The sequence below is a fragment of the Chryseobacterium sp. 7 genome (assembly GCF_003663845.1).
Classification (GTDB): domain Bacteria; phylum Bacteroidota; class Bacteroidia; order Flavobacteriales; family Weeksellaceae; genus Chryseobacterium.
The window spans coordinates 437,227-456,582 of record NZ_RCCA01000001.1 but is presented as its reverse complement, the minus strand read 5'-3'; the positions used below and the strand labels follow the sequence as shown (position 1 = coordinate 456,582).

Genomic DNA, 19,356 nt, shown 5'->3' with positions numbered 1-19,356 from the left:
ATTATTTATGATGGAAGAATATTGAGTTCATGATCAATCATACTGCTAACCTTATCTAAAGCATTGTTGAGAAAGCTCTGGTCACCCATTGTTTTTGAAAGCAGAATTCCGCCTTCAATAAGCATGATGAATAGGGAAGCGTATTGATCAGCATTGATTTTTTTATCAATTTCACCATTCTTTTGCCCTTCGGTAATAGAACCTGATATCTTGATCATCCACTGTTCAAAAGATCTTTTAACCTGGGTTTTTAAAGCAGGAAAAGAATCATCTGCTTCTGTTGCAGCATTCATTAAAGGACATCCGCCGTTGGCAAAAACAAATTTCCATTTTTTTCTATAAAAATCTACAAAAGCATGAAGCTTATCCAGAGAAGTAGGGAACTCATCGCTAAAAGAGCGACTGAGGGTTTTACCCAATAATCCTGCATTGTATTTATAAACTTCAATCGCGACTTCATCTTTGTTTTCAAAATTTCCATAGATACTCCCTTTCGTCAGCCCTGTTGCTTGTGTAATGTCAGACAGCGATGTGGAAATATAACCCTTCGTATTAAAAAGAGTCGCTGTTTTCTCGATGATATGCTGTTTTGTTTTTTCTGCCTTCGACATTATAATTGGATAATTGTAATGCAAATATACAAAAATATACCACTCGGTATATTTTATTGAAGGAGAATAATTAATTTGAATGTTTTGGATTTAAGTTTTGACTAAAGCCAATAGAATTATTTTAAAAAAGAAAACGGGCTTCCTTCGTCTCCGCTCAGGATAATGCCCGTTTCTATTGATATAAATGCTTTGAATCTTAATTTTCTAAAGTAGCATTCAATGTAATTTCAAAGTTGAAAGCGGCACTTACGGGGCATCCTTCTTCAGCAATCTTAGCGAATTTCTGGAATTCTTCTTCTGAGATTCCCGGAACTTTAGCAGTAAGAGTCAGTTCAGATTTTGTAATTTTTCCAATGTTTGGGTCAAGAGTGATTACAGAAGTTGTTTTTAATTCTTCAGGGTTGTAACCTGCCTGTGATAATTCCGCATCCAGTTTCATAGTGAAACATCCAGCGTGAGCTGCTGCAAGTAATTCTTCAGGGTTTGTCCCAACACCATCTGCAAAACGGCTGTTGAAAGAATATTGAGTCTGATTTAAAGTGGTACTCTGAGTAGTTAAATGTCCTTTTCCTTCTTTGATGGTACCGTTCCAAACGGCTGTTGCGTTACGTCTCATAATGTTTGTTTTTGTATTTAGTATTGTTTGTTTTTGATGTTACAAAGGTATGTCTGCGGTTAGGAGTATTCAATAGATAAAAAGACTTAAATATTGTACTTTTTTCCCGAGGAGTAATTTTTTTTGAAATTGGAAGGTGTACTTCCTGTTTTATTGGTGAAAAGACGGTTAAAATAAGCAGGATCTTCATAGCCGAGATCGTAGGCAATTTCCTTTACGGGCTTATCTGTATAAAACAGTAATCTTTTAGCTTCCAGTAAAATCCTGTTGATGATAAACTGATTGGGAGACTCCAGATTTAAATTTTTAAATTTATGGGTTAAGGTTTTCGGTGCTATGTGAAGCAGTTCTGCATATTCTGCTACATTATGTTTCTCTCTGAAATGGATTTCCAGATGTCTGCTGAAGTCTCGGAAAATATCAAGTTCGCTGCCTGGAATTCTGACAGAGTTATTATCTAAATTTTGTTTCTTCCACTTTCTGGTAGCCCGGATGATGATCTGTTTTACATAGGTTCTGATCATTTCTTCGGCAGAAGAGTCTTTCCATTTAAGCTCATCCTGAATGTTTTGGAACAGTCCTTTTATAAGACTCGTTTCAGAATCATCAAGCTCCACAAAAGGAATTTCAAAAACATTATGAAAAAGGAGCCCATCGCAAGCTACTTCTTTATCATGAATCTGGATGCAGTAGAAATCACGGTTGTAGAAAAGAAGTATAGATTCATCTTTTCCTTTTTGGATATTCAGATGCTGGTTTGTCAAAAAAAATAATGAAGGAGTCTTTATTTTGTAATGATTAAAGTCTACCGTAAGTTCATATCCGGAAGGAATAAAAAATACTTTAATATCTGTACTGAACCGATTTCCGTTGAAATTCTCCAGATTTTCTTCCGAAAATACCTCCAGTCCGAGTCTTTTATATTGATCTTCAAAAATAAGCGGTTGCGGCATACTTTAACTTTAGTTTAAAGATACAAAAAAGCATGATTTGAGCTTTATTAAATTATTGAAACCCAAATTTCTGATGCCAGACATAAAGAATTGGAATAAAATAAATCGCAAATATATTTTTACATTGATATTATTTTATCATTTTTACAAAGATTTGTATCGCGACCTATATTATTTAACCATTTTTCAAAACTGCCTGTATGAGCGAATTAGAAAATATTCTGAGAGAAATAACTCCACTGTCTCCTGAGGATAGTTTTCTCGTATTCGACAGGATTAAAGCTTCTTTTGACTTCCCGTATCATTATCATCCGGAAATTGAAATCAACTTTATCTATAAAGGAAAAGGGTATCGCAGAATGATTGGAGACCACACAGGTGAAATTGGAAATATAGAGCTGGTATTGGTTGGCCCTAATTTACCACATTGCTGGGCCAATTATAAATGCAAAAACAGAAAGACTCACGAGATCACCATACAATTCAATCAGGATTTCTTTCAACAGTCACTGATGGAGAAAAATATCCTGAAACCAATCAATAATCTGATGAAAGATTCTATCAAGGGAATTCTTTTCTCAACAGAAACGGCTGAAAAACTAAAAGATTCGTTTCTCAATCTGTCCAAAATGAACAGTTTTGAGTCTTTTATAGAAATTATGAAAATCTTGAATGAACTGGCCGTTGCAGAAAACAAAACCCTTCTGTCTTCCTACAGCATAGAGCTTGAATCTTTTGCAGATAATGATAAAATGAAGGTTATTCATGACTTTGTCCATAAAAATTTTGAGAATAAAATAACACTGGATAAAGTGGCTTCATTGGTGAATATGAGTAATGTAACTTTCAACAGATTTATCAAAAAAAGAACAGGAAAAACATTCATTAACTATCTGAATGAGATAAGAATCAGTTACGCCGCACGCTGGCTGATGGAAAAAAATCTTACGGTTTTTGAAATTGCTTTTGAAGCTGGGTTTAATAATATTGCGAACTTCAACAAGGTATTTAAATCCATCAAAAAGACAACGCCAACAGAATTTAAAGAACAATTTAAAGGCGTGAAAAAAATTGAATAATATTTTTTAAAAATTCATTTTTACTGCAAAATAAAAGACAAAACCGGGTATAACTACCCGGTTTTTTTGTTAAAAAAGTAAGATAAATCCTCTTTTTCTGATAGAATTTAATCAGGTGTATTTTGTTGGTATTTAGAGGTTTAATCGGGTTTAAATAAAATTGCTGAAAAAATAATATCGTTTTATGATAAAATAGTATTATATCAGACTGGTTACAAAATTTAGATTTGTGAATGTGAATTAAATCTTAACAAAACTTTAAATAATTTAATACATAAACGGCAATTTTTTGCTGAAAAAAACAATAATTTTTTTTGTATTGAAAAATAAAGTAATGTCACTGATTCTCAATTAAATCTAACGAATCTAAACCTTATGAGAAAAGCAGTTATACCCGTTCTGTTCGTTTTTTCAATTTCTGCGAATGCACAGGAGAAAAAATCAGCCGATACTACGAAGACAAACAGTATTGAGGAGGTCGTAGTGACCTCTTTGGGAATAAAAAGGCAGGCCCGCTCTTTGACGTATTCCAGTCAGCAGATTGGTGGAGATGAGCTTACAGAAGTGAAAACTCCCAATCTATTAAATTCGATCAATGGAAAAGTTTCCAATGTACAAATCAACAGAACCAATGGTGTAGGTAGTTCCGTAAGGGTAATTATGAGAGGGAATAAGTCTGTATCAAACAGCCAGCCCTTGTATGTAGTGGATGGAATTCCTATTATCAACGGAACAGGAAAATCTGCGGATATAAGTCAGTATTCCAATATGCCGGATCCGGGAGATGTACTGAGTTCTATTAATCCTGATGATATTGAGAGCATCAACTTCCTGAAAGGAGCATCAGCATCAGCATTATACGGTTCTGCAGGTGGAAATGGAGCTATTTTGATTACCACAAGAAAAGGGAAAATAGGTAAGAGCTCTATCTCTTATAGCTCGAGTTTAACGGTTGAAAGAGCCTATAGCTTACCCAAACTGCAGCATAGTTATTTATCTTATGATCCATCCGATCCTACTCAATCTCCAGGAAATAATATTGAGAGCTGGGGAGCAAAAGGAAGTTCGAAGGACTACGTTAAAGATTTTCTGCAAACCGGAACAACTTGGGTGAACAGTCTTTCTTTCCAATCCGGAAACGAAAAATCAACCAACTATTTTTCCATTGGAAATACGACCAATAAAGGGGTGATCCCAATGTCTTATTTTGATCAGTATAACGTGTCATTCAGAAACTCAAGTAAGTTTCTTGATGATAAACTGACATTGGATGCTAACTTCATTGGTTCCTTACAGGACAGTAAAAACAGACAGACTCCAGGGGCATCTTTCTCTCCTTTAGCAAGTTTATACTGGCTGCCGAGAGGGGTAGATTTCGATCAATATGGACCGGATAGCTACTCTTTCATAGATAAAAAGAGACTTTTACCTGCCCAAAATTGGTGGGAAGTAAAGCCTGACGGAAGTTTCAAAGGAAACCCGGAAACTCAAAATCCATATTGGATTTTAAACAGAAATGCGGTTACGGTTAAAAATAAAAATGCATACAGCGCTGTTTCATTGTCTTATGAGATTAATCCATGGTTAACTGCGCGAGTAAGAGGTAATTATAGCTGGAACAGTTCAGACAGCCAGCGTGATATTTCGGCTTATTCAGCGCCAAGTTTATTGGCAGGAGGACAAAACGGAAGAATCCTTAAAAACGTATACGAAAATTCGTCTACTTATGGTGACGTTTTATTGATTGGTAGTCCAAAATTAAGCGAATCAATTTCTTTAGACTTTACCGTTGGAGGAAGTGTGAATACTACAAGTAATAAAGTAACACAGATTGATAATGCTTATCTGTCCAATCCTAATTTGTTTGCAATAAACAACCTGCAATGGAATGTAGACCGAAGCCCGGGAGATGGATATCATAATATCTACTGGAACCTGAAAAAACAGGTGCGATCAGTTTTTGCAAGTGCTTCAGTAGGATATAAGAATATGTTTTATGTAGATATGACCTTTAGAAACGATTGGGATTCCACTTTGGCATTAACAGGAAGAAGCGGATTTGATTATGAGTCTGTAGGAGCGAATGCGATCTTATCTTCTATCTTTAAACTTCCGGAAGTGATTAATTTCTGGAAAGTAAGAGGTTCTTATGCAACTGTAGGGTTAGGATTACCAGCTAATATTTCTAATGCAATGGTTGCCTATTATAATGCCTATTCTTATGGAGTAGATGCAGGAACTATTGTATATCCGAAAAGTTCATTTGTTACCAGTCGCCCAGACCTTATTCCTCGTCCGGAACTTAATAAAACGTTTGAGGCAGGAACTGAGTTGAGAATGTTCAGCAACAGATTAAATTTCGATCTTACTTATTATAACTCTAATGCCAGCAATCAGTTGTTGGAGACAACGATTGGATCTAACTTTGGAGGAATTCCATCAGGTTCATATTATATTAATGCGGGGAAAATACGCAATACAGGTTTTGAAGCCTCTTTATCATACAAAGTTTTTGGGACAGAGAAATTTGGCTGGACAACTACAATAAATGCTTCTGCAAACAAAAATACAATTGTTGAATTATTTCCATCAAGCCTGCCAATATCAGAAAACCAGCTTTTCTCATTAACGGGTGGTGGAGATTTCACAAAATTGAGACTGGGAGGATCTTTTGGAGATCTTTACGGAGTTAAATTCAAAAGAGATGATCAGGGACGTGTTTTAGTAGATGAAAATGGAGTTCCATTGGGTACTACAGGTGATCCTCAATATTTGGGTAATCCAAACCCTAAGTTTATTCTAGGTTTTAATAACTCTTTTAATATTGGTAAACTGGGAATATCTTTCCTTATCGATGGTAAATTCGGAGGTAAAGTATTGTCTCTTACTGAAAAAGCAAATGATTTGTACGGAGTAAGCCAGGCGACAGCTGATGCAAGAGATGCTGGTGGAGTATCCATTCCAAACGCAGTATATGCTCCGGGAACACCTCTGGCAGGACAGGCTTATAACGGAGTTACCGATGCAAAAGCATATTATAAAAGAACAGGTGGTGCCGGTGGTATTGGGACTGGAATTGATGAGGCTTATTTATACAGTGCTACAACGGTACGTTTACGTCAGGCATCCATCTCATACAGCTTTGATATCCAATCAAAATATATGAGAAATGCAACGGTAAGCTTGGTGGGAACCAATTTGTTTTTCTTCTATAAAAAAGCACCGTTTGATCCGGAACAAGTATCAGGAAATACACCTGGTGGGGTTGGGGTAGATTCATTCGGACTGCCGGTTACCCGCTCAATCGGACTATCATTAAAGGCTAACTTCTAATTTAACGAAAATGAAATTCAATAATATTAAAACACTGGTATTGGGTGCGGCAGTCTTGATGACTGCTTCCGGATGCGGTGATCTAGATCAGTATAATCAGGAAAAGCTAGGGAATCCTGAAAACATGTATGCGGATTACAACGCGGTTGTTAATCCCTTAAAATCCCTTCAAAGAGGTCTTCAGTCAGATTACCAACTGTATCCCAATCTAAGTGCGGATATGTTCAGTGGTATGTTCAGTACTGCAACCCAGTTTAATGGTGGTAAGAACAATATGACCTATTTTATGATGGATGGGTGGAATAACAGGATTATTGCAAGGCAGCAGGATATTTTCAATTATTCTATCATCATTGATAACGCCGCTAAAAACTTTTATCCGGGAATAGATTTTACAGGAACATTTGCCGTTAAAAAGATCTTAAAGGTAATCACAGCGGCAAGAGTATCAGACAATCACGGTCCGGTAGTATACAGCAAATATGAAACACCCAATGCAAACGGGGTAACAGATTTTGATTCTCAGCAAGATGCCTATCAAAACTTTATCAATGACCTTACTGTGGCTATTACAGATTTGCAAAAAATACAGAATATGCCTGCTACTGGAAATGAAGGTGATAAAGCTGCATTGAAAAGAGCAGATTTAGTTTACGGTGGAAATATGGCACAATGGGCAAAATTTGCCAATTCATTAAAGCTGAGATTAGCCATGAGAATGAGCTATGCTGATCCTGTGAAATCAAAACAATATGCAGAAGAGGCATTGGCTTCATCTGCGGGATTGATTACTGATAATGCAGATAATGCTTTAATTAGTGTAGGACAGTCAGAATTAAGCTTTATCATTTATTCATGGGGAGACTGTTTGATCGGAGCACCTTTGATGGCTTACATGAACGGATACAATGATCCAAGACTTCCTGCATATGCTATTCCTGCATCGGATCCAAGCCTTCAGGGGAAATATATAGGAATACGCCAGGGAATTGATTTATTAAATGGTAAATCAACGTATGGGGGATTCTCTCAGCCACAGGCAAAATCTGCCAGCGGAGATTATTTCTCAGGAACTGATGGTAAAATGAAATTATTCACCGCTGCAGAAACTTGGTTTCTAAAAGCAGAAGCTGCCTTGAGAGGATATACAGGAGCAGGTGATATTCAGACTAACTATACTACCGGGGTTCAGCAGTCTTTCGGAGAATGGGGTAAAAGTGCAAGCGTTGCCACTTATCTTGCTGATAACACCTCTACAGAAGCACCTTATGTAGATCCGAAAAATGCAGACAATAATATCGCTTTAGGACATCCTCAGCTAAGTACCATTACTATTGCATGGAACAACGGAGATACCAATGAAAGAAAATTAGAAAGAATCATTACTCAGAAATGGCTTTCTCTTTATCCGAACGGGCCAGAAGCATGGGCAGAGCAGAGAAGAACAGGATATCCGATTCTTTTCAAAGTAAGAAAAAATGACAGCGGCGGAGCTATCAATACAGAAGCAATGATCAGAAGAATTCCTTTCACTATTGATACCAAAACGTCATTATATAATTACCAGCAGGCTGCACAGATGCTTAATGGTCCAGATACCGGAGGTACTAAGCTATGGTGGGATAAGAAATAAAAAATATTCAGAATCACTCATTAATAAAGAGACATCTCAACATCAGATTTTTATTTGATACATTCATTAAGGCAGGAGAATAGAGTAGAATCTCCAAAAAATTTATAGTTTCGTTTTTTAGCCTGAATGAATGTTTGAGATGTTCTCTTTTATTTGGAATCTTATTTTTAAATATGGGAAAAAACAACTCCGAAACCCGCAGGATCCAGCCAATTCTCTGGATTTCCACATTATATTTTGCAATGGGTGTTCCCTTTGTAACCATTAATGCGGTTTCAGGAATCATGTATAAAGATATGGGTGTTTCGGATGCACAGATTACATTCTGGACAGCCCTTGTGATGTTCTCCTGGACACTGAAGCCTCTTTGGAGCCCGTTTCTCGAGATCTATAAAACCAAAAAATTCTTTGTTGTTTTTACTCAGTTTGCCATAGGAATTCTGTTCGCATTAGTAGCCTTAAGCCTGCCAATGCATGATTTTTTCAAATACAGTATTGCGCTTTTTGCAGTAGTGGCATTTTGTGGAGCTACCCATGATGTGGTAGCAGACGGAACGTATATTGGTTTTCTTACCAATAAAGAGCAGGCGAAATATATTGGCTGGCAGGGTGCATTTTACAATTTGGCCAAGATTATCAGCAGTGGAGCACTGGTTTATTTCGCTGGTGTTTTAGAAAAAACAAAAGGCGTTATACATGCCTGGATGATCATTATGGTGATCTATGCATTACTGTTTTTTGTATTGGCTATTTACCACTATTTTATTCTGCCGAAAGAAAGCAAAGAAGAGCAGAAAGAAGAGAAAACAGCTGGAAATGTCCGTCAGGAATTATTGGAAGTCATTACCTCTTTCTTTACCAAAAAGAAAATTCTGTGGTGTATACTCTTCATTATTCTGTATCGTTTTGCGGAAGGATTTGCGATCAAAATTGCTCCTTTATTTTTTAAAGCTCCAAGAACGTCAGGAGGATTAGGATTATCTACTTCAGATATCGGACTTATTTACGGAACATACGGTTCTGCAGCATTTATCTTAGGATCTGTTCTGGCAGGATATTTTATCTCAGCCCGCGGATTGAAAAGATCTCTGATATGGCTGTGCTGTGCATTCAATATTCCTTTTGTGGTTTATGCATTATTAGCGCACTATCAGCCGGCTACCCTTTTACCGGTAGGAATTGCCGTAGTAGTAGAATATTTCGGATATGGATTTGGTTTTGTAGGATTAATGCTCTACATGATGCAGCAGATTGCCCCCGGAAAACACAAAACAGCCCATTACGCATTTGCAACAGGAATCATGAACCTTGGTGTAATGATTCCCGGAATGTTCAGCGGAATGATCAGTGACTGGATCGGGTACAAAATGTTCTTTATCTGGGTATTGATCGCCACTATTCCTGCATTTTTGGTCACCTTATTCGTTCCTTTCCCGCATCCTGAAAATCAGAAAGAACAACAAATCAATTCATAATAATTAAAAATAAAAAGTAAAAAATACTTTATGACAGCTCAATCAGTAATGATCCCTTGGCAGGATCGCCCGGAAGGTTGCAATGATATCATGTGGAGGTTTTCCGAAAACCCGATCATTAACAGATACGCGATACCAACATCCAACAGTATATTCAACAGTGCCGTGATTCCTTTTGAAGACGGATTTGCCGGAGTATTCCGTTGTGACAACAAGGCAGTACAGATGAATATTTTTGCTGGTTTCAGTAAAGACGGAATCAATTGGGATATCAATCATGATCCTATTGAAATGCAGGCTGGAAATACGGATATGATTGAATCCGATTACAAATATGATCCCCGCGTAACCTTCATTGAAGACCGCTACTGGATTACATGGTGTAACGGATACAATGGTCCTACCATCGGAATTGGGTATACTTTTGATTTTAAAGAATTTTTTCAGTGCGAAAATGCATTTCTTCCCTTCAACAGAAACGGAGTTTTGTTCCCTGAAAAAATCAATGGTAAATATGCCATGCTGAGCCGTCCGAGTGATAACGGACATACACCTTTCGGTGATATTTATATCAGCTACAGCCCTGATATGAAGTACTGGGGTGAGCACCGTTGCGTGATGAAAGTAACTCCCTTTGAAGACAGTGCATGGCAGTGTACAAAGATCGGAGGTGGGCCTGTTCCTATCAAAACAGAAGAAGGATGGCTGCTTTTCTATCATGGAGTGATCAATACCTGCAGAGGATTCAGATATTCAATGGGAGCAGCTTTGCTTGATCTTGAAGACCCTACAAAAGTATTGTACAGAACGAAGCCTTATCTGTTGGCTCCGGCTGAATTGTATGAAATGACAGGAGATGTACCGAATGTGGTTTTCCCTTGTGCAGCATTGACTGAGGGAGACAAAGTAACAGTATATTATGGTGCCGCTGATACCGTAGTTGCGATTGCCTTTGGATATATCTCAGAAATCATTGATTTTATGAAAAAGAATTCAATTTAATACAGTAATATAAAGTTTAGGAGAATAGGTTAATCATCTTAATTTTCCCATTTACTGGGAATTTTATAATGGTTTTCCTATTTTTAAACCAACTTTTAAACCAAAAATCTCCGATACCTCTCTTATCATGAAAAAAGAACTGTTAATCTGCTTTTTTACAACCCTGATTTCTGTAGCCAGTGCCCAACAGAATAAAAATGATGTTTTATCCTGGGTAGATCCATTCATAGGCACGGGAGGACATGGGCATACGTTTCCGGGGGCAACCACTCCATTCGGGATGATACAGCTAAGTCCGGATCAGAATACGAAAAGCGGTGATTGGGACTGGTGTTCCGGATATCACTACAGTAGCAAAACGATTATGGGATTCAGCCATAACCATTTGAGCGGAACAGGATGGGCAGACCTTGGAGATATTCTGGTAATGCCTACCGTAGGACAGGTGAAAATGGTGCCGGGATCTGAAGAAAATCCTGAAACGGGTTACCGTTCAAAATTTACGCATGATAAAGAAATAGCGTCTCCGGGATATTATTCCGTAATGCTGGACAGCTACGGAATTAAAGCAGAACTTACCACTTCCCCAAGAGTCGGATTTCATAAATATACTTTTCCGAAAAGTAGCGAAGCCAATATCATTATTGATCCTACCAACAAAATCTTCGGAAACATCTACCATACTTTAGTGAGTGTGGAAGGCAATAATAAAATCAAAGGGTACTGTTACAGCAATGGCTGGGGAGGTAAACGATTTGCTTACTTCGTAATGGAGTTTTCCAAACCGTTTAAGTCTTACGGCGTTTATGCTGACGGAAAAATCAAAAACGATGAAAAAATTGCCCTTGCCAAAGATGCTAAAGCTTTTGTAAGATTCTCAACAGAAGACCAGGAAAGCATAGAAGTAAAAGTATCTTTATCTCCCGTGAGTATAGAAAATGCACAGGAAAACTTCGATACTGAAGCTAAAAATATAAACTTTGCACAAGCAAAAGAAACAGCACAAAAGACTTGGAGAGATCTTATCGGAAGATTCCAGGTGACAGGAGGTACAGACAATCAGAGAAAAATTTTCTATACTGGGGTTTATCATACATTCATTGCACCAAATTTATACATGGACGTGAATGGTGACTATGTTGCCGCTCAGGAAAATATGAATACCAAATGGTTCACCAACTACAGTACTTACTCTTACTGGGACGGATTCAGAGCGACACATCCATTATTGACTATTATGGATCAGAAACATACAAAAGAATTTGCGAATTCTCTGATCAGCAGATATACGGATCGTAAAGATCACATGCCAATCTGGGAACTTTGCGGATATGATAATTTCTGTATGCTGGGTTATCACAGTGCTTCGGTAATCTGGGATGCCATTTCAAAAGGAGTTCCGGGTATTGATGCTGAAAAAGCATTTGCTGCGATGAAAGATGCTTCTTTAACGGATAAAATGAGCAGTAGCGATGGTGGTGGAGGTCTTAATGATTATATCAAGTTAGGCTACACTCCATCAGAAAACGGAGCTTCAGTTTCTGCAACATTAGAATATTCATATGACGACTGGTGTATCCAGCAGCTTGCTGAAAAATTAGGTAAAAAAGAAGAATCAGAAGTGTATAAAAAACGTTCTATGAACTTTCTGAATACCTTCAATAAAGAAAATAACCACTTCTGGCCAAGACAAAAAGATGGAAAATTCTTAGCAGATTTTACCCTTAATGATTGGAAAAAACTGCAACCACACTGGGTTTCCGGAAACATCTGGGCTTATGATTTCTTTGTTCCTCACCAGATTGATGAAATGATGAATCTGTACGGAGGGAAAAAAGGATTTGAAGAAAAGCTGGATAAAACCTTCACTGAAGCGCTTCACATGGAAGGAGAACAGCACGTAGATATCTCAGGATTTATCGGATCTTTAGGATTCGGGGATGAGCCGGGACATCATGTTCCATACCTGTACAACTATGCAGGAAGTCCTTACAAGACTCAGAAAATGGTAAAATATATCCGTGACAATATGTACGCCGCTAAACCTGACGGAATCGTTAACAATGAAGACTGTGGTCAGATGTCAGCATGGTATATCTTCTCATCATTAGGATTCTATCCTGTAACACCTGGGAAACCTGTTTATGCCATAGGAGCACCACAATTCCCGAAAGCTTCTTTAAAATTGGAGAACGGAAAAACATTTACGGTTGTTGCAGACAAAATATCTGATAAGAATATCTATGTACAGAAAATGTTCCTGAACGGAAAAGAGTACAAAAGCTGGGAGCTGAACCACAGCGATATCATGAATGGTGGTGAATTGAGATTCGTAATGGGAAGCAAACCAGTAAAATAAGACTAATAAAAATAAACGAAACAAAGTATCAATGGAAAGGAGAAATTTTATTAAAACAAGTGCTCTGGCAGGAGCCGGATTGCTGTTTACTCAGAATGTTTTTGCTAAAAATTTAGTACTGGATGATTTTCCTGTTGTCCGTGTTCCTAAAGATAAAAGACATTTTACCAGCGAATCCGTAGAAAGTGCTATTGCAGCCTTTAAAAAGAAAGTAAAAAACAAAGAGCTGAGCTGGCTTTTTGAAAACTGCTTCCCGAATACATTAGATACTACTGTTTACTATACGGAAACCGGCGGAGCACCGGATACCTATGTGATCACAGGGGATATTGATGCCATGTGGCTTCGTGACAGTTCCGCACAGGTTTTCCCTTATCTGCAGTTCTCGAAAAAAGACGAAAAACTTCATAAGCTGATCTCAGGAGTAATCCACAAACAGACTACCTTCATCCTGAAAGATCCTTATGCGAATGCTTTCTATAACGATGATCAGAAGATCAGTAAATGGAAAGAATATGATCATACCGATATGAAGCCGGGAACCCATGAAAGAAAATGGGAAATTGACTCGCTTTGCTATCCTATCCGTCTGGCCTACCACTTCTGGAAAACAACAGGAGATACAAAACCTTTTGATGCCAACTGGCTGAAAGGAATTAAACTTACCCTGCAGACCTTTACAGAACAGCAGAGAAAACATGATCTTGGACCTTATAAATTCGAGCGTACCACAGCTTGGGCTACAGACGGAGTTCCTATGGGAGGATATGGTTATCCAACGAAGCCTGTCGGATTGATCAGCTCTATGTTCCGTCCAAGTGATGATGCTACCATCTATGGATTCCTGATCCCTTCCAACTTATTTGCGGTGGTAAGTTTACGTCAGGCAGCGGAAATGGTTGCTCAGATTAAAAATGAAAAAACATTGGCTCAACAACTGAACAACCTTGCTGATGAGGTAGAAACAGCCATTAAAAAATACGGAATTTACAATCATCCTGAATTTGGAAAAATATATGCTTTTGAAGTGAATGGCTTCGGAAGCTACAACCTGATGGATGATGCGAACTGTCCAAGCTTGCTGGGACTGCCTTATCTGGATGCGGTGAAAGCTGATGACCCTGTGTATTTGAATACAAGAAAATTCGTGTGGTCAGAAAACAACCCGTTCTTCTTCAAAGGTAAACTGGCAGAAGGAATAGGAGGTCCACATATCGGATTGGATATGATCTGGCCAATGAGTATCATCATGAAAGCGCTCACTACCAATGACAAAAGTGAGATCAGATGGTGTATAGATATCTTACAGAAAACGCACGGAGGAACAGGCTTTATGCATGAATCCTTCCATAAAGACGATGCCAAAAAATTCACCAGAGAATGGTTTGCATGGGCCAATACCCTGTTTGGCGAATTGTTATGGAAAACCTTTAATGAAAACCCTGAGCTACTGACATAGTCCACCCTTTTATATCGCTTATTCATCTGGATTCCTTTCTAAAAAAGAAGGTATCAGGGGAATGCTATATAAAATTCAGACACCAAAAACACCTTAAAAAAATTATACAATGAAAAAAAAATCCATCTTTACCGCACTGATCGCCATGATGCTTCAGTCTGGTGCTCTGATTAACGCACAGCAGCTTAATCCTACAGGAATATGCTATGTGGAAGTGAATAATAACAACCTCCTGAATGCAGGAGCGTACAAACTGCAGACATCGAACAGCTATCTGTTTAATGTGGTAAATATTTTTGCGGCCAATATTAATTATGATACCAGCCGTGGAAGAGCTTATCTGTATTCCAATAATAACGTTACGAAGGTTCTTACCAATGCGGATACCTACATAAAGCCACTTCAGCAAAAAGGAATGAAAGTAGTCCTGACAATTTTGGGAAACCACCAGGGAGCAGGAATCTGTAATTTTCCTACGCGTGAAGCCGCAAAAGACTTTGCTCTACAGCTTGCCAATACAGTGAATACCTATGGTCTTGATGGAATTGATTTTGATGATGAATACTCAGAATATGGAAATAACGGAACTGGGCAGCCCAATGACAGCTCTTTCGTAATGCTTGTTCAGGAGCTCAGAGCCTTATTACCGAATAAAATTATTTCGTTCTATTATTATGGTCCTGCCGCTTCAAGACTTTCCTGGAATGGAGCCAGAGTAGGAGACAATGTCAACTACAGCTGGAATGCCATGTACGGAACATTCTCTGCCCCAAATGTACCTCCTCTTACCAAAGCACAAATTTCTCCGGCAGCCGTATGGATGGGGAATACTTCCAATTCTACAACCACCAGTCTGGCCACCCAAACCAAAAATGGAGGATATGGAGTATTCATGTGGTATGATCTGCATGGAACCAATGAAACATCCCAGCTTTCAGCAGGAACTCAGACCTTATACGGAGAGCCAACGATTTTAAGTGGAACTTTACAGTCGTGGACGCAAGGAACCAATTGTGATGCGCCTATCGGATTATATACAAGTAATCTTACAGGTACTTCAGCAAAACTGAACTGGTCAGCCGTAGGAACCAATACCTATGATATTGATTATAAACCAGCTTCTTCAACCACATGGACAAATGCAGTTTCTGCAACAAGTTCTACTTCTGTAACTATTTCCGGATTGACAGCTAACACTGAATATGACTGGAGAATCAGAACCAACTGCAGCGTGAAAAGCGCTTATATGTTTGCCCCAAGATTTACAAGCACCTCAGGAACAACGCCTACAGGCTCTTATGCTCTGTCTTTGGATGGAAGCACTGAATCTGGAGCAGCAGGAAATCTTACTTTGAGCGGTTCTGCACTATCTTTTGAAGGGTGGATCAAACCTTCATCATTCAAATCTGCATCTCCATATATTTCTTCTATCATGGGAACAGAGGTTAGTGACAGCAATTCTGCATTCTTAAGATTAGGAGATGCCGGTCTGGCGAATAATAAACTTCAGTTTGTGGTAAGCATCAATAATGTACAGCAAAAACTGGCTTCCGCAACGGCATTGAATGCCAATACATGGTATCACGTGGCAGCTACTTACGATGGATCCAATATGAAAATTTATATCAATGGTACTCTGGATGCCACCAAAGCACAAACCGGAAGTGTGAATTCAACAGGGGCGTTCAATGTAGGATATTTATATAATACTTCCAGAAATTTCAATGGTAAAATAGATGAGGTAAGAGTTTGGAAGCGTGCATTAAGTCAGACAGAAATCAGTCAGAATATGTGTAATGTATCTGTTCCGGCAACTTCACTGGCTGCCTATTGGAAGTTTAACGAAGGAAGTGGTTCTACCGTTCAGGATACTTCAGGAAACGGAGTGACATTAACGTTGACAGGTGTTGATTCTTCTAATTGGGGAACAGATGTACCATGTACAACAGGAAGTTCAGCATTAGCAAGAACTGCGGGTCAAAAGGCAGTAAATGCGGGAGAAACAAATAGTAAAAATCAAATCAAATTATACCCTAATCCGGTAAGCAAATCTTCATCACTTACCGTTTCTGTTCCGGATGAATACAGCAAAGGAAAATTGACGGTTTATGATTTTAACGGAAGAATCGTAGATACAAAATCATTGAATTCAGGAGACAATCAATACGAATTGAGCAGAGTTCCGGCAGGAAACTACATCATCCAGTTTGAATCTCATGATGGAAGCCTAAAACAATCCGAAAAACTAATTGTAAAATAATAAAACTCAGTCATTGGGCTTCGGCCCAATGCTTTTTCTACTGCAAAATTGATATACTATGAGAAAAAAATCCTTTTTTATTCCCTTAATGGCCCTGATGCTTCAGTGTGCCCCGTTGCTCAAAGCACAGCAGCTTAATCCCTTAGGAGTCTGCTATGTAGAAGTGAATAACAATAACCCGTTGAATGCGGGTTCCTATACGTTGCAGAATACCAACAGACAGCTTTTTGACGTAGCCATTATTTTTGCGGCGAATATCAACTATGATGTTTCCAAAAACCGTGCTTATATCTCAAACAATAATAACGTTACCAAAGTTCTGAATGATGTTAATACTTACGTAAAACCTTTACAGCAAAAAGGAATAAAAGTATTACTGGATCTATTGGGAAACCACCAGGGAGCCGGAATTTCTAATTTTCCGAACCGTGAAGCGGCAAAAGATTTCGCTTTACAGGTAGCTCATACTGTTTATACTTACGGTTTGGATGGAGTAGACCTTGATGACGAATATGCAGGATACGGAAATAACGGAACAGGACAGCCTAATAACAGCTCTTTTGTCATGCTTTTGCAGGAACTGAAAGCCGCAATGCCGGATAAACTGATTACATTCTACTACTATGGTCCGGCTACAACCAGACAGACTTATAATGGAGATTTAGCAGGAAATTATATCAATTACACCTGGAATGCAATGTATAGCACTTACAATGCACCTGTTGTTCCGCCTCTTGATAAATCTAAAATTTCTGCCGCTGCAACATGGATTCTTAATTCTAATTCTGGTTCAACTTCAGCAACTACTTTAGCAAGTTTAGCAACCAGTACAAAGAATGACCAATATGGCGTTTTCATGTGGTATGATTTGGGTGGAACCGATGTCGCGAGCTATCTGAGCACAGGCTCTAATATCCTTTATAATGAAAATACCCTTTTAAGCGGTCAGCTGTATTCATGGTCTCAGGGACAGGCTTGTGATCCGCCATTGGGACTTGATATTTCCAATGTTACAGGAACTTCAGCTCAACTGAACTGGACTTCCAATGCTTCGCAGTCCTATAATATTGATTACAAACCAGCCAACTCAACAGTTTGGACGAATGTGGCCAATAACTATTCAGGAAATAATATTGTGATCAATAATCTTACGCTGAATACAGATTACGATTGGAGAATACAGTCTAACTGCTCTCCAACATTAACAAGTACTTATATTTTCGCACCAAGGTTTAACTCCGGAAGTGGCTGCACTACGCCATCAGGATTAACTTCCGGAAGTTTCCTTGGCAATACCACTCAGTTGTCATGGGATGCAGGAAATGCAACTTCATATACCCTGCAGTATAAAACTGCCGCAGCAACAACATGGTCTGAAATTCCAAATATTACAACCAATTCCTATTCATTACAAAACCTGACTGCTAATACAAGCTATGTATGGAAAGTACAGGCTTCGTGTGCGGGAGGAACTACAAGTACTTATTCAGCAGAAGGAGCCTTCAACAGCGGTTTCGCACCTGTTACAAGCCCTGGAGCAAGATCCCTTGCCTTCAACGGAAGTACCAATTATCTTAATGCAGGACAATTTAATTTAAGCGGAAATGCAGTGAGCTTTGAAGGATGGGTAAAAGTAAACTCATTTAAATCAGCTTTTCCTTATATCTCATCAGTGATGGGAGTTGAAGTAGGCGATAATAACTCGGCTATGCTTAGATTCGGAGACGGAAACCTGGCGAATAACAAACTTCAGTTTATATTGAGTTTCGGTTCATCACAGGTGAAATTGAATACGAATACAGCATTCAACACTAATACATGGTATCATATAGCAGCCACTTATGATGGTGCAGCCATGAAAATTTATGTCAATGGTAACCTTGATGCTACTTTTGCCGTAACGGGTAACTTTACAGCAAACGGAATTCTTTATCTGGGAAGAAATTATGACAATTCCCGTACAATCAACGGTTTTCTTGATGAATTCAGAGTATGGAAAAAAGCACTGACTCCTCAGGAAATTTTGAGCAACAGCTGTAACGTTCCTGCGAACTCCGCAGGTCTTGAAGCCAACTGGAAAATGGATGAAGGAAGCGGTTTAGGTGCATTGGATGCTACGGCAAATACTCATTTTGCAACGCTGGTAAGTATGACAGATGCGAATTGGAGAACAGATGTTGCATGTGCGTCATCTCTTGCCGTGAAAGATATTGAATCCGTAAAAGAGAGTAGTACAGTTTATCCAAATCCTGTGAAAAGAGGAAATGATATTCATTTTGCCATCAGTGACAGCTCAGCCAATGAAGTGGCATTGTATGATGCTTCAGGAAAACTGTTCAAAAAACAGAATATTAATCAAAATAATAACGTAGTGAATACACAGGATTTAATCAGTGGTACTTATATTTACAAGATTACATCCGCCAACAGTAAAGTATTATCAACCGGTAAAATCATTGTGAAGTAAAATTCAGATAATGAAGTAATTACTGGATTCGATAAAATAAAGTCTGAAATACAAAGCAGACAGACAGAAGCTCATTTCTGTTTGTCTGTTTTTTCAGTCACAGGGAGAT

The 19,356-nt window shown here is 38.4% G+C and carries 12 protein-coding genes; 9 read left to right on the top strand and 3 right to left on the bottom strand.

Annotated features, from left to right (window positions below):
- Positions 1 to 5 precede the first annotated feature (5 nt).
- From CLU97_RS02125 to CLU97_RS02115, 3 genes are all read right to left on the bottom strand, one after another.
- Positions 6 to 611 (bottom strand): TetR/AcrR family transcriptional regulator, encoded by a 606-nt coding sequence (locus CLU97_RS02125; RefSeq protein ID WP_121486481.1) that lies wholly within the window; start codon positions 609 to 611, stop codon positions 6 to 8.
- A gap of 196 nt (positions 612 to 807) precedes the next feature.
- Positions 808 to 1,227 (bottom strand): OsmC family protein, encoded by a 420-nt coding sequence (locus tag CLU97_RS02120; RefSeq protein WP_002982623.1) that lies wholly within the window; start codon positions 1,225 to 1,227, stop codon positions 808 to 810.
- An 86-nt stretch (positions 1,228 to 1,313) separates the two neighbouring features.
- Positions 1,314 to 2,180, bottom strand: a complete 867-nt coding sequence (locus CLU97_RS02115; protein WP_121486480.1) for a helix-turn-helix domain-containing protein — start codon at positions 2,178 to 2,180, stop codon at positions 1,314 to 1,316.
- A gap of 200 nt (positions 2,181 to 2,380) precedes the next feature.
- On the opposite strand from CLU97_RS02115, the gene CLU97_RS02110 reads away from it, so the two are divergent.
- From CLU97_RS02110 to CLU97_RS02070, 9 genes are all read left to right on the top strand, one after another.
- Complete coding sequence (locus CLU97_RS02110; RefSeq protein ID WP_121486479.1) at positions 2,381 to 3,259, top strand: AraC family transcriptional regulator; 879 nt, start codon at positions 2,381 to 2,383, stop codon at positions 3,257 to 3,259.
- Positions 3,260 to 3,634: 375 nt separating this feature from the next.
- Positions 3,635 to 6,592, top strand: a complete 2,958-nt coding sequence (locus CLU97_RS02105) for a SusC/RagA family TonB-linked outer membrane protein (RefSeq protein WP_121486478.1) — start codon at positions 3,635 to 3,637, stop codon at positions 6,590 to 6,592.
- 10 nt (positions 6,593 to 6,602) lie between these two features.
- On the top strand, positions 6,603 to 8,225 hold the full coding sequence (locus CLU97_RS02100) for a SusD/RagB family nutrient-binding outer membrane lipoprotein (protein ID WP_121486477.1): 1,623 nt from the start codon (positions 6,603 to 6,605) through the stop codon (positions 8,223 to 8,225).
- A gap of 173 nt (positions 8,226 to 8,398) precedes the next feature.
- Positions 8,399 to 9,700 (top strand): MFS transporter, encoded by a 1,302-nt coding sequence (locus CLU97_RS02095; protein WP_121486476.1) that lies wholly within the window; start codon positions 8,399 to 8,401, stop codon positions 9,698 to 9,700.
- Between the two features lie 30 nt (positions 9,701 to 9,730).
- On the top strand, positions 9,731 to 10,702 hold the full coding sequence (locus tag CLU97_RS02090; protein ID WP_034691616.1) for a glycoside hydrolase family 130 protein: 972 nt from the start codon (positions 9,731 to 9,733) through the stop codon (positions 10,700 to 10,702).
- 127 nt (positions 10,703 to 10,829) lie between these two features.
- Positions 10,830 to 13,061 carry a GH92 family glycosyl hydrolase gene (locus tag CLU97_RS02085; protein ID WP_183084500.1) on the top strand — a complete coding sequence of 744 codons (2,232 nt, stop codon included), beginning with the start codon at positions 10,830 to 10,832 and terminating at the stop codon, positions 13,059 to 13,061.
- 31 nt (positions 13,062 to 13,092) lie between these two features.
- Positions 13,093 to 14,520, top strand: coding sequence for a glycoside hydrolase family 125 protein (locus tag CLU97_RS02080; protein WP_121486474.1), 1,428 nt, complete (start codon positions 13,093 to 13,095; stop codon positions 14,518 to 14,520).
- Positions 14,521 to 14,629: 109 nt separating this feature from the next.
- Entirely contained in the window at positions 14,630 to 16,780 is a 2,151-nt protein-coding gene (locus CLU97_RS02075) for an endo-beta-N-acetylglucosaminidase H (protein ID WP_121486473.1), read from the top strand.
- Positions 16,781 to 16,838: 58 nt separating this feature from the next.
- The gene (locus CLU97_RS02070) at positions 16,839 to 19,247 is read left to right on the top strand and encodes an endo-beta-N-acetylglucosaminidase H (RefSeq protein WP_121486472.1); all 2,409 of its coding nucleotides are present in this window, start codon (positions 16,839 to 16,841) and stop codon (positions 19,245 to 19,247) included.
- Positions 19,248 to 19,356 lie beyond the last annotated feature (109 nt).